At 38.4% G+C, this 19,556-nt stretch carries 1 protein-coding gene and 2 pseudogenes; all 3 read right to left on the bottom strand.

All coding sequences use genetic code 11. The features are described 5' to 3' along the window. Nucleotides 1-226: 226 nt before the first annotated feature. Nucleotides 227-822 (bottom strand): annotated as a pseudogene (locus V3565_RS02090) (invasion associated locus B family protein). Then, nucleotides 819-18,272 carry a YadA-like family protein gene (locus V3565_RS02095; protein WP_455478676.1) on the bottom strand — a complete coding sequence of 5,818 codons (17,454 nt, stop codon included), beginning with the start codon at nt 18,270-18,272 and terminating at the stop codon, nt 819-821. The pseudogene V3565_RS02090 and the gene V3565_RS02095 overlap by 4 nt, the downstream one beginning before the upstream one ends. Nucleotides 18,273-18,951: 679 nt before the next feature. Then, nucleotides 18,952-19,163 (bottom strand): annotated as a pseudogene (locus tag V3565_RS02100) (YadA-like family protein); the annotation flags it as partial. Nucleotides 19,164-19,556: the final 393 nt, after the last annotated feature.

Raw genomic sequence — 19,556 nt, forward strand, 5'->3', positions numbered from 1 at the left:
AGTCGTTTATGGTGACATGTATTTTTATGATCTATCAGCCTTTGTTTGTATAACTTACGTTGAACAAAAATGTGAGAAACTTAATTGTATTTTATATTCACAAAATGTTCATTAAGCGAAACAAACTACTTCTATATTTGATCTCGAAGTCTCTAACCGTTTAGATTTTAAAATACAACACAACGAATTATGTAATAGTAATCTTACTAAAAATTACCTACACATTCTATCTCTGTAAAGAATAAAGTGCTTCACTCAATCCTTTAAACGAAACAACGAAAGACAATACTCCTCCCCCTTAATCTTATAGGAAATGCGTACATTTTTGCCCTGCTCTATGTATTGGCTTAAAATTGGTTCTACAAGCGATTGCGCTAAGCAAACAGTTTGATTACATTGTGTATAGTCAATTAGAATAGTTTTGCTAACATCATCCACGACCATTTTAATAGGAACACTCGTGTCGGCTTGTGGCAATGTCCGAAAAAGCATCACGGCTTGACCGTTTTTTGTAGCAACAAGAGACCAACTAAAAATAGTATTATCCTCTTGGTCTCGAACAGTCTGCGTTACATTACATATACCTTGCTTAAGTGATTGTTGCTCATCACAAATCAAAGTCCAATTATGAAATTGTGTAATTACTCTACGTACTTCACCAGGAGCTCCACTAGGAACGGATAATCGTGGTGGATGCAATGTGTAAATATTATTTCTTTCACCCGCAAAGCTATCACCATTCCCCAAGAAGACAAGAGTAAAAAGAATCTTTATTAAAAGATTTCGATTTTTTATAATCGTATTACTTTTTTCTATCGTCATTTTAATCTTAGGGTAATTCCTGCACCGACACCTAAGTGACGTCCCGCACTGGTTATAGATAGGTTGGAGCGAAGATTCCCATCTTCAGATGTATAACCAGCACCAAGAGCAAATGCAGATTGACTGCGCCATAAACCGCTACCAACAGAAAGACTCAAAGATCCAGGTTCATCATAATAACGCAAATTAGATGCTGCCAAACCAATCGATGCGGCTTGCCTTGCTTCCCTCTTACTATCTTCAATACTATAACTTAACGCTTCAAACTTCATATCTGCATATGATTTAACCTCATTAACACTATTCTTAACCTGCGTATCCGTGTACTTTTGGGCATCTTGAAGAACAGAATCCATCTGTTGTTTGGTGTAATCATATAACTGACCACCATTTACTGCTTCTTTCGAACCTGAAGCAATCTGACCGTCAGAAACATTGTCAATTAACACAGGCTCACTTTCATTTCCACCAACTAAAGCGATGCTATTAATCTTATTTCCATGCTCATCTTTATCATAATTAACAACCTCATGCTTAACTGAATTTTCTATATCTTGTACCTGCTTAACAAGAATATCAATCCCGCCTGTAATTTCTTGGTAAAGACTGGAAATAGAGCTATTCATCCCCGTAAAAGCTTCAGAAACCGTCTTATAAGTCTTATCTTCGGTCTTGCCATCAGCATTAACAATTTTAATCGTGAAGTTTGGAGCTGTCCATTGACCATCTGCACCATATCCCGCACGACCATCCAAATAGTGCACAAATTGTTCAGTTAAATCATAAATCTGCGATCCATTAATCGCATCGGTAGAAGTTTTACTGATAGTACCGGACGCAAGATATGTAATCTTACTATTGCTTTTTTCATCTCCATGGCGTGCAATAAAAGCTTTATCAGCATCACTCCACAATACGCTATTCTGATTGATGCTTCCCGTAAGCTTCTTTTCTACATCGGTCAGAGATTTATCAATCCCTGAAAAGGCTGAACCAAGATCATTATATTTTTCACCATTGATTTCATAAGTTGGTAAAACTCCTGTAAGCAAATCTGCACCACCACCAAAAAATTTGGATATATTGCCAGAAAGACTACTCACATCATCTGTAACAGCCTTAACATTCTTATTGGTCGCAAAAAGCTGTGATCCATTAATCGCATCTGTAGAATTTTCACTGATATCACCAGCTTTGACATTATGCAGAGCAACCGGTCCAGAATCTTTTTTACCCAACGTAATACTATTATAATTAACAACATCACCCTTTTCTGAACTCTTATCATAATAAACTGCTGCTGCTGTGACAGTCTTAAGCTCATCAATATTGCCGCTTACACTGCTATTAAGGCTCTTAATCTGATCATCAAGCTGCTTCTTATTAACTGCATCATTGTCAGATGTTGCGTCTGCTACACCAGAAAGTCTCCGTGCTTGACCGGACTTATTCGCTATTTTGATTTCACTACCATCTTGCTCCCCTCCAATTGCAATAGAATTGCCAGAAGCATTTTGTTGAATAGGAAGAGATTTAACAGTTTGGGATAGCTGATCAAGATTATTTTCAAGTCCCTTAATATTTTCATCAAGCTGCTTCTTATTAACTGCGTCACTGTCACCTGTTGCATCTGCTAAACCAGAAAGCTTCCGTTCTTGTCCGGAATTATTCGCTATTTTGAGTTCAGTGCTATCATGCCCGCTACCAATTGCAATAACAGAAGAATCACCATCAGTCTGAATAAGACTACCAATCCCGCCTGTAATTTCTTGGTAAAGGCTGGAAATAGAGCTATTCATCCCCGTAAAAGCTTCAGCAACCGTCTTATAATTCTTATCTTCGGTCTGTCCATCAGCATGAACAATTTTAATCGTGAAGTTTGGATCTGTCCATTGGCTATCTGCACCATATCCCGCACGACCATCCAAATAGTGCACAAACTTTTCCGTTAAATCATAAATCTGTGATCCATTAATCGCATCGGTAGAAGTTTTACTGATAGTACCGGACGCAAGATATGTAATCTTACTATTGCTTTTTTCATCCCCATGGCGTGCAATAAAAGCTTTATCAGCATCACTCCACAATAAGACATTCTGATTGATGCTTCCCGTAAGCTTACTTTCTACACCAGAAATAGATTTACCAACCCCAGAGAAAGCAGAAACAAGATCATTATATTTTTCGCCATTGATTTCATAAGTTGGTGCAACTCCTGTAAGCAAATTGACACCATTACCAAAAAATTGCGATGCATTATCAGAAAGCGTTTTCACCTGATCTGTGACGCTCTGAACATTCTTATTGGTCGCAAAAAGCTGTGATCCATTAATCGCATCTGTAGAATTTTCACTGATATCACCAGCTTTGACATTATGCAGAGCAACCGGTCCAGAATCTTTTTTACCCAACGTAATACTATTATAATTAACAACATCACCCTTTTCTGAACTCTTATCATAATAAACTGCTGCTGCTGTGACAGTCTTAAGCTCATCAATATTGCCGCTTACACTGCTATTAAGGCTCTTAATCTGATCATCAAGCTGCTTCTTATTAACTGCATCATTGTCAGATGTTGCGTCTGCTACACCAGAAAGTCTCCGTGCTTGACCGGACTTATTCGCTATTTTGATTTCACTACCATCTTGCTCCCCTCCAATTGCAATAGAATTGCCAGAAGCATTTTGTTGAATAGGAAGAGATTTAACAGTTTGGGATAGCTGATCAAGATTATTTTCAAGTCCCTTAATATTTTCATCAAGCTGCTTCTTATTAACTGCGTCACTGTCACCTGTTGCATCTGCTAAACCAGAAAGCTTCCGTTCTTGTCCGGAATTATTCGCTATTTTGAGTTCAGTGCTATCATGCCCGCTACCAATTGCAATAACAGAAGAATCACCATCAGTCTGAATAAGACTACCAATCCCGCCTGTAATTTCTTGGTAAAGGCTGGAAATAGAGCTATTCATCCCCGTAAAAGCTTCAGCAACCGTCTTATAATTCTTATCTTCGGTCTGTCCATCAGCATGAACAATTTTAATCGTGAAGTTTGGATCTGTCCATTGGCTATCTTCACCATATCCCGCATCACCATCTAAATAGCGAACAAACTTTTCCGTCAAATCATAAATCTGTGATCCATTAATCGCATCGGTAGAAGTTTTACTGATAGTACCGGACGCAAGATATGTAATCTTACTATTGCTTTTTTCATCCCCATGGCGTGCAATAAAAGCTTTATCAGCATCACTCCACAATAAGACATTCTGATTGATGCTTCCCGTAAGCTTACTTTCTACACCAGAAATAGATTTACCAACCCCAGAGAAAGCAGAAACAAGATCATTATATTTTTCGCCATTGATTTCATAAGTTGGTGCAACTCCTGTAAGCAAATTGACACCATTACCAAAAAATTGCGATGCATTATCAGAAAGCGTTTTCACCTGATCTGTGACGCTCTGAACATTCTTATTGGTCGCAAAAAGCTGTGATCCATTAATCGCATCTGTAGAATTTTCACTGATATCACCAGCTTTGACATTATGCAGAGCAACCGGTCCAGAATCTTTTTTACCCAACGTAATACTATTATAATTAACAACATCACCCTTTTCTGAACTCTTATCATAATAAACTGCTGCTGCTGTGACAGTCTTAAGCTCATCAATATTGCCGCTTACACTGCTATTAAGGCTCTTAATCTGATCATCAAGCTGCTTCTTATTAACTGCATCATTGTCAGATGTTGCGTCTGCTACACCAGAAAGTCTCCGTGCTTGACCGGACTTATTCGCTATTTTGATTTCACTACCATCTTGCTCCCCTCCAATTGCAATAGAATTGCCAGAAGCATTTTGTTGAATAGGAAGAGATTTAACAGTTTGGGATAGCTGATCAAGATTATTTTCAAGTCCCTTAATATTTTCATCAAGCTGCTTCTTATTAACTGCGTCACTGTCACCTGTTGCATCTGCTAAACCAGAAAGCTTCCGTTCTTGTCCGGAATTATTCGCTATTTTGAGTTCAGTGCTATCATGCCCGCTACCAATTGCAATAACAGAAGAATCACCATCAGTCTGAATAAGACTACCAATCCCGCCTGTAATTTCTTGGTAAAGGCTGGAAATAGAGCTATTCATCCCCGTAAAAGCTTCAGCAACCGTCTTATAATTCTTATCTTCGGTCTGTCCATCAGCATGAACAATTTTAATCGTGAAGTTTGGATCTGTCCATTGGCTATCTTCACCATATCCCGCACGACCATCCAAATAGTGCACAAACTTTTCCGTTAAATCATAAATCTGTGATCCATTAATCGCATCGGTAGAAGTTTTACTGATAGTACCGGACGCAAGATATGTAATCTTACTATTGCTTTTTTCATCCCCATGGCGTGCAATAAAAGCTTTATCAGCATCACTCCACAATAAGACATTCTGATTGATGCTTCCCGTAAGCTTACTTTCTACACCAGAAATAGATTTACCAACCCCAGAGAAAGCAGAAACAAGATCATTATATTTTTCGCCATTGATTTCATAAGTTGGTGCAACTCCTGTAAGCAAATTGACACCATTACCAAAAAATTGCGATGCATTATCAGAAAGCGTTTTCACCTGATCTGTGACGCTCTGAACATTCTTATTGGTCGCAAAAAGCTGTGATCCATTAATCGCATCTGTAGAATTTTCACTGATATCACCAGCTTTGACATTATGCAGAGCAACCGGTCCAGAATCTTTTTTACCCAACGTAATACTATTATAATTAACAACATCACCCTTTTCTGAACTCTTATCATAATAAACTGCTGCTGCTGTGACAGTCTTAAGCTCATCAATATTGCCGCTTACACTGCTATTAAGGCTCTTAATCTGATCATCAAGCTGCTTCTTATTAACTGCATCATTGTCAGATGTTGCGTCTGCTACACCAGAAAGTCTCCGTGCTTGACCGGACTTATTCGCTATTTTGATTTCACTACCATCTTGCTCCCCTCCAATTGCAATAGAATTGCCAGAAGCATTTTGTTGAATAGGAAGAGATTTAACAGTTTGGGATAGCTGATCAAGATTATTTTCAAGTCCCTTAATATTTTCATCAAGCTGCTTCTTATTAACTGCGTCACTGTCACCTGTTGCATCTGCTAAACCAGAAAGCTTCCGTTCTTGTCCGGAATTATTCGCTATTTTGAGTTCAGTGCTATCATGCCCGCTACCAATTGCAATAACAGAAGAATCACCATCAGTCTGAATAAGACTACCAATCCCGCCTGTAATTTCTTGGTAAAGGCTGGAAATAGAGCTATTCATCCCCGTAAAAGCTTCAGCAACCGTCTTATAATTCTTATCTTCGGTCTGTCCATCAGCATGAACAATTTTAATCGTGAAGTTTGGATCTGTCCATTGGCTATCTTCACCATATCCCGCATCACCATCTAAATAGCGAACAAACTTTTCCGTCAAATCATAAATCTGTGATCCATTAATCGCATCGGTAGAAGTTTTACTGATAGTACCGGACGCAAGATATGTAATCTTACTATTGCTTTTTTCATCCCCATGGCGTGCAATAAAAGCTTTATCAGCATCACTCCACAATAAGACATTCTGATTGATGCTTCCCGTAAGCTTACTTTCTACACCAGAAATAGATTTACCAACCCCAGAGAAAGCAGAAACAAGATCATTATATTTTTCGCCATTGATTTCATAAGTTGGTGCAACTCCTGTAAGCAAATTGACACCATTACCAAAAAATTGCGATGCATTATCAGAAAGCGTTTTCACCTGATCTGTGACGCTCTGAACATTCTTATTGGTCGCAAAAAGCTGTGATCCATTAATCGCATCTGTAGAATTTTCACTGATATCACCAGCTTTGACATTATGCAGAGCAACCGGTCCAGAATCTTTTTTACCCAACGTAATACTATTATAATTAACAACATCACCCTTTTCTGAACTCTTATCATAATAAACTGCTGCTGCTGTGACAGTCTTAAGCTCATCAATATTGCCGCTTACACTGCTATTAAGGCTCTTAATCTGATCATCAAGCTGCTTCTTATTAACTGCATCATTGTCAGATGTTGCGTCTGCTACACCAGAAAGTCTCCGTGCTTGACCGGACTTATTCGCTATTTTGATTTCACTACCATCTTGCTCCCCTCCAATTGCAATAGAATTGCCAGAAGCATTTTGTTGAATAGGAAGAGATTTAACAGTTTGGGATAGCTGATCAAGATTATTTTCAAGTCCCTTAATATTTTCATCAAGCTGCTTCTTATTAACTGCGTCACTGTCACCTGTTGCATCTGCTAAACCAGAAAGCTTCCGTTCTTGTCCGGAATTATTCGCTATTTTGAGTTCAGTGCTATCATGCCCGCTACCAATTGCAATAACAGAAGAATCACCATCAGTCTGAATAAGACTACCAATCCCGCCTGTAATTTCTTGGTAAAGGCTGGAAATAGAGCTATTCATCCCCGTAAAAGCTTCAGCAACCGTCTTATAATTCTTATCTTCGGTCTGTCCATCAGCATGAACAATTTTAATCGTGAAGTTTGGATCTGTCCATTGGCTATCTGCACCATATCCCGCACGACCATCCAAATAGTGCACAAACTTTTCCGTTAAATCATAAATCTGTGATCCATTAATCGCATCGGTAGAAGTTTTACTGATAGTACCGGACGCAAGATATGTAATCTTACTATTGCTTTTTTCATCCCCATGGCGTGCAATAAAAGCTTTATCAGCATCACTCCACAATAAGACATTCTGATTGATGCTTCCCGTAAGCTTACTTTCTACACCAGAAATAGATTTACCAACCCCAGAGAAAGCAGAAACAAGATCATTATATTTTTCGCCATTGATTTCATAAGTTGGTGCAACTCCTGTAAGCAAATTGACACCATTACCAAAAAATTGCGATGCATTATCAGAAAGCGTTTTCACCTGATCTGTGACGCTCTGAACATTCTTATTGGTCGCAAAAAGCTGTGATCCATTAATCGCATCTGTAGAATTTTCACTGATATCACCAGCTTTGACATTATGCAGAGCAACCGGTCCAGAATCTTTTTTACCCAACGTAATACTATTATAATTAACAACATCACCCTTTTCTGAACTCTTATCATAATAAACTGCTGCTGCTGTGACAGTCTTAAGCTCATCAATATTGCCGCTTACACTGCTATTAAGGCTCTTAATCTGATCATCAAGCTGCTTCTTATTAACTGCATCATTGTCAGATGTTGCGTCTGCTACACCAGAAAGTCTCCGTGCTTGACCGGACTTATTCGCTATTTTGATTTCACTACCATCTTGCTCCCCTCCAATTGCAATAGAATTGCCAGAAGCATTTTGTTGAATAGGAAGAGATTTAACAGTTTGGGATAGCTGATCAAGATTATTTTCAAGTCCCTTAATATTTTCATCAAGCTGCTTCTTATTAACTGCGTCACTGTCACCTGTTGCATCTGCTAAACCAGAAAGCTTCCGTTCTTGTCCGGAATTATTCGCTATTTTGAGTTCAGTGCTATCATGCCCGCTACCAATTGCAATAACAGAAGAATCACCATCAGTCTGAATAAGACTACCAATCCCGCCTGTAATTTCTTGGTAAAGGCTGGAAATAGAGCTATTCATCCCCGTAAAAGCTTCAGCAACCGTCTTATAATTCTTATCTTCGGTCTGTCCATCAGCATGAACAATTTTAATCGTGAAGTTTGGATCTGTCCATTGGCTATCTGCACCATATCCCGCACGACCATCCAAATAGTGCACAAACTTTTCCGTTAAATCATAAATCTGTGATCCATTAATCGCATCGGTAGAAGTTTTACTGATAGTACCGGACGCAAGATATGTAATCTTACTATTGCTTTTTTCATCCCCATGGCGTGCAATAAAAGCTTTATCAGCATCACTCCACAATAAGACATTCTGATTGATGCTTCCCGTAAGCTTACTTTCTACACCAGAAATAGATTTACCAACCCCAGAGAAAGCAGAAACAAGATCATTATATTTTTCGCCATTGATTTCATAAGTTGGTGCAACTCCTGTAAGCAAATTGACACCATTACCAAAAAATTGCGATGCATTATCAGAAAGCGTTTTCACCTGATCTGTGACGCTCTGAACATTCTTATTGGTCGCAAAAAGCTGTGATCCATTAATCGCATCTGTAGAATTTTCACTGATATCACCAGCTTTGACATTATGCAGAGCAACCGGTCCAGAATCTTTTTTACCCAACGTAATACTATTATAATTAACAACATCACCCTTTTCTGAACTCTTATCATAATAAACTGCTGCTGCTGTGACAGTCTTAAGCTCATCAATATTGCCGCTTACACTGCTATTAAGGCTCTTAATCTGATCATCAAGCTGCTTCTTATTAACTGCATCATTGTCAGATGTTGCGTCTGCTACACCAGAAAGTCTCCGTGCTTGACCGGACTTATTCGCTATTTTGATTTCACTACCATCTTGCTCCCCTCCAATTGCAATAGAATTGCCAGAAGCATTTTGTTGAATAGGAAGAGATTTAACAGTTTGGGATAGCTTGTGAATACCATCATTAAGATTCTTGGCACTATCATCAAGCTGCTTCTTATTAATAGCGTCATTATCAGATGTTGCGTCTGCTACACCAGAAAGTCTCCGTTCTTGTCCGGAATTATTCGCTATTTTGAGTTCAGTGCTATCATGCCCGCTACCAATTGCAATAACAGAAGAATCACCATCAGTCTGAATAAGACTACCAATCCCGCCTGTAATTTCTTGGTAAAGGCTGGAAATAGAGCTATTCATCCCCGTAAAAGCTTCAGCAACCGTCTTATAATTCTTATCTTCGGTCTGTCCATCAGCATGAACAATTTTAATCGTGAAGTTTGGATCTGTCCATTGGCTATCTTCACCATATCCCGCATCACCATCTAAATAGCGAACAAACTTTTCCGTCAAATCATAAATCTGTGATCCATTAATCGCATCGGTAGAAGTTTTACTGATAGTACCGGACGCAAGATATGTAATCTTACTATTGCTTTTTTCATCCCCATGGCGTGCAATAAAAGCTTTATCAGCATCACTCCACAATAAGACATTCTGATTGATGCTTCCCGTAAGCTTACTTTCTACACCAGAAATAGATTTACCAACCCCAGAGAAAGCAGAAACAAGATCATTATATTTTTCGCCATTGATTTCATAAGTTGGTGCAACTCCTGTAAGCAAATTGACACCATTACCAAAAAATTGCGATGCATTATCAGAAAGCGTTTTCACCTGATCTGTGACGCTCTGAACATTCTTATTGGTCGCAAAAAGCTGTGATCCATTAATCGCATCTGTAGAATTTTCACTGATATCACCAGCTTTGACATTATGCAGAGCAACCGGTCCAGAATCTTTTTTACCCAACGTAATACTATTATAATTAACAACATCACCCTTTTCTGAACTCTTATCATAATAAACTGCTGCTGCTGTGACAGTCTTAAGCTCATCAATATTGCCGCTTACACTGCTATTAAGGCTCTTAATCTGATCATCAAGCTGCTTCTTATTAACTGCATCATTGTCAGATGTTGCGTCTGCTACACCAGAAAGTCTCCGTGCTTGACCGGACTTATTCGCTATTTTGATTTCACTACCATCTTGCTCCCCTCCAATTGCAATAGAATTGCCAGAAGCATTTTGTTGAATAGGAAGAGATTTAACAGTTTGGGATAGCTGATCAAGATTATTTTCAAGTCCCTTAATATTTTCATCAAGCTGCTTCTTATTAACTGCGTCACTGTCACCTGTTGCATCTGCTAAACCAGAAAGCTTCCGTTCTTGTCCGGAATTATTCGCTATTTTGAGTTCAGTGCTATCATGCCCGCTACCAATTGCAATAACAGAAGAATCACCATCAGTCTGAATAAGACTACCAATCCCGCCTGTAATTTCTTGGTAAAGGCTGGAAATAGAGCTATTCATCCCCGTAAAAGCTTCAGCAACCGTCTTATAATTCTTATCTTCGGTCTGTCCATCAGCATGAACAATTTTAATCGTGAAGTTTGGATCTGTCCATTGGCTATCTTCACCATATCCCGCATCACCATCTAAATAGCGAACAAACTTTTCCGTCAAATCATAAATCTGTGATCCATTAATCGCATCGGTAGAAGTTTTACTGATAGTACCGGACGCAAGATATGTAATCTTACTATTGCTTTTTTCATCCCCATGGCGTGCAATAAAAGCTTTATCAGCATCACTCCACAATAAGACATTCTGATTGATGCTTCCCGTAAGCTTACTTTCTACACCAGAAATAGATTTACCAACCCCAGAGAAAGCAGAAACAAGATCATTATATTTTTCGCCATTGATTTCATAAGTTGGTGCAACTCCTGTAAGCAAATTGACACCATTACCAAAAAATTGCGATGCATTATCAGAAAGCGTTTTCACCTGATCTGTGACGCTCTGAACATTCTTATTGGTCGCAAAAAGCTGTGATCCATTAATCGCATCTGTAGAATTTTCACTGATATCACCAGCTTTGACATTATGCAGAGCAACCGGTCCAGAATCTTTTTTACCCAACGTAATACTATTATAATTAACAACATCACCCTTTTCTGAACTCTTATCATAATAAACTGCTGCTGCTGTGACAGTCTTAAGCTCATCAATATTGCCGCTTACACTGCTATTAAGGCTCTTAATCTGATCATCAAGCTGCTTCTTATTAACTGCATCATTGTCAGATGTTGCGTCTGCTACACCAGAAAGTCTCCGTGCTTGACCGGACTTATTCGCTATTTTGATTTCACTACCATCTTGCTCCCCTCCAATTGCAATAGAATTGCCAGAAGCATTTTGTTGAATAGGAAGAGATTTAACAGTTTGGGATAGCTGATCAAGATTATTTTCAAGTCCCTTAATATTTTCATCAAGCTGCTTCTTATTAACTGCGTCACTGTCACCTGTTGCATCTGCTAAACCAGAAAGCTTCCGTTCTTGTCCGGAATTATTCGCTATTTTGAGTTCAGTGCTATCATGCCCGCTACCAATTGCAATAACAGAAGAATCACCATCAGTCTGAATAAGACTACCAATCCCGCCTGTAATTTCTTGGTAAAGGCTGGAAATAGAGCTATTCATCCCCGTAAAAGCTTCAGCAACCGTCTTATAATTCTTATCTTCGGTCTGTCCATCAGCATGAACAATTTTAATCGTGAAGTTTGGATCTGTCCATTGGCTATCTGCACCATATCCCGCATCACCATCTAAATAGCGAACAAACTTTTCCGTCAAATCATAAATCTGTGATCCATTAATCGCATCGGTAGAAGTTTTACTGATAGTACCGGACGCAAGATATGTAATCTTACTATTGCTTTTTTCATCCCCATGGCGTGCAATAAAAGCTTTATCAGCATCACTCCACAATAAGACATTCTGATTGATGCTTCCCGTAAGCTTACTTTCTACACCAGAAATAGATTTACCAACCCCAGAGAAAGCAGAAACAAGATCATTATATTTTTCGCCATTGATTTCATAAGTTGGTGCAACTCCTGTAAGCAAATTGACACCATTACCAAAAAATTGCGATGCATTATCAGAAAGCGTTTTCACCTGATCTGTGACGCTCTGAACATTCTTATTGGTCGCAAAAAGCTGTGATCCATTAATCGCATCTGTAGAATTTTCACTGATATCACCAGCTTTGACATTATGCAGAGCAACCGGTCCAGAATCTTTTTTACCCAACGTAATACTATTATAATTAACAACATCACCCTTTTCTGAACTCTTATCATAATAAACTGCTGCTGCTGTGACAGTCTTAAGCTCATCAATATTGCCGCTTACACTGCTATTAAGGCTCTTAATCTGATCATCAAGCTGCTTCTTATTAACTGCATCATTGTCAGATGTTGCGTCTGCTACACCAGAAAGTCTCCGTGCTTGACCGGACTTATTCGCTATTTTGATTTCACTACCATCTTGCTCCCCTCCAATTGCAATAGAATTGCCAGAAGCATTTTGTTGAATAGGAAGAGATTTAACAGTTTGGGATAGCTGATCAAGATTATTTTCAAGTCCCTTAATATTTTCATCAAGCTGCTTCTTATTAACTGCGTCACTGTCACCTGTTGCATCTGCTAAACCAGAAAGCTTCCGTTCTTGTCCGGAATTATTCGCTATTTTGAGTTCAGTGCTATCATGCCCGCTACCAATTGCAATAACAGAAGAATCACCATCAGTCTGAATAAGACTACCAATCCCGCCTGTAATTTCTTGGTAAAGGCTGGAAATAGAGCTATTCATCCCCGTAAAAGCTTCAGCAACCGTCTTATAATTCTTATCTTCGGTCTGTCCATCAGCATGAACAATTTTAATCGTGAAGTTTGGATCTGTCCATTGGCTATCTGCACCATATCCCGCACGACCATCCAAATAGTGCACAAACTTTTCCGTTAAATCATAAATCTGTGATCCATTAATCGCATCGGTAGAAGTTTTACTGATAGTACCGGACGCAAGATATGTAATCTTACTATTGCTTTTTTCATCCCCATGGCGTGCAATAAAAGCTTTATCAGCATCACTCCACAATAAGACATTCTGATTGATGCTTCCCGTAAGCTTACTTTCTACACCAGAAATAGATTTACCAACCCCAGAGAAAGCAGAAACAAGATCATTATATTTTTCGCCATTGATTTCATAAGTTGGTGCAACTCCTGTAAGCAAATTGACACCATTACCAAAAAATTGCGATGCATTATCAGAAAGCGTTTTCACCTGATCTGTGACGCTCTGAACATTCTTATTGGTCGCAAAAAGCTGTGATCCATTAATCGCATCTGTAGAATTTTCACTGATATCACCAGCTTTGACATTATGCAGAGCAACCGGTCCAGAATCTTTTTTACCCAACGTAATACTATTATAATTAACAACATCACCCTTTTCTGAACTCTTATCATAATAAACTGCTGCTGCTGTGACAGTCTTAAGCTCATCAATATTGCCGCTTACACTGCTATTAAGGCTCTTAATCTGATCATCAAGCTGCTTCTTATTAACTGCATCATTGTCAGATGTTGCGTCTGCTACACCAGAAAGTCTCCGTGCTTGACCGGACTTATTCGCTATTTTGATTTCACTACCATCTTGCTCCCCTCCAATTGCAATAGAATTGCCAGAAGCATTTTGTTGAATAGGAAGAGATTTAACAGTTTGGGATAGCTGATCAAGATTATTTTCAAGTCCCTTAATATTTTCATCAAGCTGCTTCTTATTAACTGCGTCACTGTCACCTGTTGCATCTGCTAAACCAGAAAGCTTCCGTTCTTGTCCGGAATTATTCGCTATTTTGAGTTCAGTGCTATCATGCCCGCTACCAATTGCAATAACAGAAGAATCACCATCAGTCTGAATAAGACTACCAATCCCGCCTGTAATTTCTTGGTAAAGGCTGGAAATAGAGCTATTCATCCCCGTAAAAGCTTCAGCAACCGTCTTATAATTCTTATCTTCGGTCTGTCCATCAGCATGAACAATTTTAATCGTGAAGTTTGGATCTGTCCATTGGCTATCTTCACCATATCCCGCACGACCATCCAAATAGTGCACAAACTTTTCCGTTAAATCATAAATCTGTGATCCATTAATCGCATCGGTAGAAGTTTTACTGATAGTACCGGACGCAAGATATGTAATCTTACTATTGCTTTTTTCATCCCCATGGCGTGCAATAAAAGCTTTATCAGCATCACTCCACAATAAGACATTCTGATTGATGCTTCCCGTAAGCTTACTTTCTACACCAGAAATAGATTTACCAACCCCAGAGAAAGCAGAAACAAGATCATTATATTTTTCGCCATTGATTTCATAAGTTGGTGCAACTCCTGTAAGCAAATTGACACCATTACCAAAAAATTGCGATGCATTATCAGAAAGCGTTTTCACCTGATCTGTGACGCTCTGAACATTCTTATTGGTCGCAAAAAGCTGTGATCCATTAATCGCATCTGTAGAATTTTCACTGATATCACCAGCTTTGACATTATGCAGAGCAACCGGTCCAGAATCTTTTTTACCCAACGTAATACTATTATAATTAACAACATCACCCTTTTCTGAACTCTTATCATAATAAACTGCTGCTGCTGTGACAGTCTTAAGCTCATCAATATTGCCGCTTACACTGCTATTAAGGCTCTTAATCTGATCATCAAGCTGCTTCTTATTAACTGCATCATTGTCAGATGTTGCGTCTGCTACACCAGAAAGTCTCCGTGCTTGACCGGACTTATTCGCTATTTTGATTTCACTACCATCTTGCTCCCCTCCAATTGCAATAGAATTGCCAGAAGCATTTTGTTGAATAGGAAGAGATTTAACAGTTTGGGATAGCTGATCAAGATTATTTTCAAGTCCCTTAATATTTTCATCAAGCTGCTTCTTATTAACTGCGTCACTGTCACCTGTTGCATCTGCTAAACCAGAAAGCTTCCGTTCTTGTCCGGAATTATTCGCTATTTTGAGTTCAGTGCTATCATGCCCGCTACCAATTGCAATAACAGAAGAATCACCATCAGTCTGAATAAGACTACCAATCCCGCCTGTAATTTCTTGGTAAAGGCTGGAAATAGAGCTATTCATCCCCGTAAAAGCTTCAGCAACCGTCTTATAATTCTTATCTTCGGTCTGTCCATCAGCATGAACAATTTTAATCGTGAAGTTTGGATCTGTCCATTGGCTATCTGCACCATATCCCGCACGACCATCCAAATAGTGCACAAACTTTTCCGTTAAATCATAAATCTGTGATCCATTAATCGCATCGGTAGAAGTTTTACTGATAGTACCGGACGCAAGATATGTAATCTTACTATTGCTTTTTTCATCCCCATGGCGTGCAATAAAAGCTTTATCAGCATCACTCCACAATAAGACATTCTGATTGATGCTTCCCGTAAGCTTACTTTCTACACCAGAAATAGATTTACCAACCCCAGAGAAAGCAGAAACAAGATCATTATATTTTTCGCCATTGATTTCATAAGTTGGTGCAACTCCTGTAAGCAAATTGACACCATTACCAAAAAATTGCGATGCATTATCAGAAAGCGTTTTCACCTGATCTGTGACGCTCTGAACATTCTTATTGGTCGCAAAAAGCTGTGATCCATTAATCGCATCTGTAGAATTTTCACTGATATCACCAGCTTTGACATTATGCAGAGCAACCGGTCCAGAATCTTTTTTACCCAACGTAATACTATTATAATTAACAACATCACCCTTTTCTGAACTCTTATCATAATAAACTGCTGCTGCTGTGACAGTCTTAAGCTCATCAATATTGCCGCTTACACTGCTATTAAGGCTCTTAATCTGATCATCAAGCTGCTTCTTATTAACTGCATCATTGTCAGATGTTGCGTCTGCTACACCAGAAAGTCTCCGTGCTTGACCGGACTTATTCGCTATTTTGATTTCACTACCATCTTGCTCCCCTCCAATTGCAATAGAATTGCCAGAAGCATTTTGTTGAATAGGAAGAGATTTAACAGTTTGGGATAGCTGATCAAGATTATTTTCAAGTCCCTTAATATTTTCATCAAGCTGCTTCTTATTAACTGCGTCACTGTCACCTGTTGCATCTGCTAAACCAGAAAGCTTCCGTTCTTGTCCGGAATTATTCGCTATTTTGAGTTCAGTGCTATCATGCCCGCTACCAATTGCAATAACAGAAGAATCACCATCAGTCTGAATAAGACTACCAATCCCGCCTGTAATTTCTTGGTAAAGGCTGGAAATAGAGCTATTCATCCCCGTAAAAGCTTCAGCAACCGTCTTATAATTCTTATCTTCGGTCTGTCCATCAGCATGAACAATTTTAATCGTGAAGTTTGGATCTGTCCATTGGCTATCTGCACCATATCCCGCATCACCATCTAAATAGCGAACAAACTTTTCCGTCAAATCATAAATCTGTGATCCATTAATCGCATCGGTAGAAGTTTTACTGATAGTACCAGCTTGGACATTATGCAGAGCAACCAGTCCAGAATCTTTTTTGCCCAACGTAATACTGCTATAGTCAACAGCTCCATCTTCTGAGAGTTTATCGTAAAAAACTGCAGAAACCTTTATTTTTTCAAGTTCATCAATACCGCTATCAATACGATGACTTGTACTCTCATCAAGACTCTTTATACGAGCATCTAATTGCTGCTTATTAACTGCATCACTATCACTTTGCGCATCTGCTACACCAGAAAGTCTCCGTGCTTCTCCTGATTCACTAGAGATTCTGATTTCATCGGTTTCTTTCGTATTGCCAATGACGATAATACCAGAATCATCCATTTCAACAAGGTTTTTTGCATCCATATAGCTTTTTAATGATTTTAACTGCGCAACATTGACTGCATCAGTATCTTTACTACCAGCTGCCACCCCCGTAATCTGCCGACTATATTCCTTTGAAACATCACCTACACTAACTGCAGCCAATGTACTTTTCCACACATAATTACCATCTTTTTTCTCAGTACCAGTTACAGGATCATATCCAGACACACCAGCATCAACATCAGCAACAGAGTGAGATCCTATTGCGACACTGTCTTTCTTCAGTGCTTCGGAATAAACACCAAGAGCAGTAGCATTTTCCTCAGATGCGGTTGCAAGCCCACCTAAAGCAACTGCAGAATCCTTACTTGCTTTAGACCCTACACCGATGGCAATACTTACCTTACCACTTGCAAGCGCAGAAACACCAAAAGCTTGCGCCCCCCCAGCTGTTGTAGTTGCCCCCGCACCAAATGCTGTTGAATAATTACCTGATGCATAAGCACCACAACCAGTTACAAAAGAATAGATACCAAAGGCTCTAGGCATAACATTGCTAAAACCACCTGTCAGCGGCGACATATAACCGCCATCGGGCTGTGTAGTACCATCACCAGTCTTAGATGCCTGCTTATCCATAGTACCATAAGGATTAGAGTTACCAAAACTCTTGTTTTCAAGAAATCTCTGATATTGCTCTTGCGCAGTTATTGCCTCGGGTGATGGATTCACACCTATGTCGTCTTCGGAAAGAGTACCCTTAACAATTTCAGCTCCACGACCTGCAACATAATCTACACCGCAATATTCACTATCGCCAGCAAAGACAATACTTCCATGACTCCCATTTTTATATTTTGAGGTACCCGCACCCCCGCTCTGATCCTCCCCCCCTATTATAGCAACATTTGCAGCAAAAATAGGAGAAACACTCGATAAGAGTGTAGCCATCACCGTCCCAAATGAAATAGCTTTAGCAAAATTTGACCTAGAAAAAAAATAACAACCCTTTAAACTGCTTCCTTTTAAAGTGTAATATAATTTTTTCATAATGAATTTCCCCAATTAAAATACATTTTAAACACGAAAAAGACATACTTTAACTCTAAGCTGCCTTTGTCATGGCTGATTGTGCTTTAATTTTTTTATTAATTATAATTTTGCATTGCTTCATTGTATGATTTTACGCGGTGAATTTTTAAATCGATGATTAAGAATTAGTTTTCACAAGGACATAAAAAAGACATATTCTTCATTAAGCTGAAATCATGGAGTTGTTTTACGAGTGGCATGATAAGGTTACTTTTTAAGGTGTTTTATTTTGAAAATGAGTCACAGAAGTTTGTAAATAAAGGCAAAATTCGGTTGTGTTTGTAATATAGAGGGCGGTTATTTAGTATAATCTTAAAATTTCGTGGCTCTCCTCCATGTTAAGGTTAGGTTATTTAATGTTCTCTTATGGTTGAAGAAATCATTTGCTTGTTTTTTAAGATTTTGTTTTCTTTTCAAGATATTTTATAACTATGGCTATTTTCTACCTATAAGGTATTCAGAAAAATAGCAAGAAAAATATAATAGGCATTGTAACAACTTTATAAAAAGTGTTGTATAAAGTAGTGGTGGTTATTTCATTGGGAGTAAATTGTTGGTTGTTTTACATAAAAAACTTCCACCTTTATTTTGTTAAACGAAGGCGGAAATTTTGTTAAAAAATGGTGCTTTTAATTAATTAATGCAGCGTTAAATTAAATCTCACTCCTGCACCCCAATGTCCTTCTGAACCTGTGACAGATAAGTTAGAACGGATATTTCCATCTTTAGATGTATAACCAACACCAAGAGCAAATGCAAATTGGATGCGGACAAACCAATTGCCGCTGCTTGTCTTGCTTCTCTCTTACTATCTTCAATATTATAACTTAATGCTTTAAATTTTGTATCATTCTCAAATAATCCAAACACAAAAACCATTTTTTAATTATTAAAGCTACACATAACAACCCTGCGTTCAATTAACAATATCAAGAAAATATTATCTATTTTTCTATCATCAAGATTTTTTAAGATATCATCATCCAAGATTAAATTTCTAAAAAAATTTTACTGCGATAGTAGCTCTCTTAAAAGATTTTGAACTATCAATTAGTCGTTTATGGTGACATGTATTTTTATGATCTATCAGCCTTTGTTTGTATAACTTACGTTGAACAAAAATGTGAGAAACTTAATTGTATTTTATATTCACAAAATGTTCATTAAGCGAAACAAACTACTTCTATATTTGATCTCGAAGTCTCTAACCGTTTAGATTTTAAAATACAACACAACGAATTA

The organism is Bartonella sp. B10, assembly GCF_053794435.1.

Bases quoted from the DNA above. Each gene is read 5' to 3' on its own strand.
- V3565_RS02095 (WP_455478676.1), bottom strand. From the start codon at position 18,272: ATGAAAAAATTATATTACACTTTAAAAGGAAGCAGTTTAAAGGGTTGT.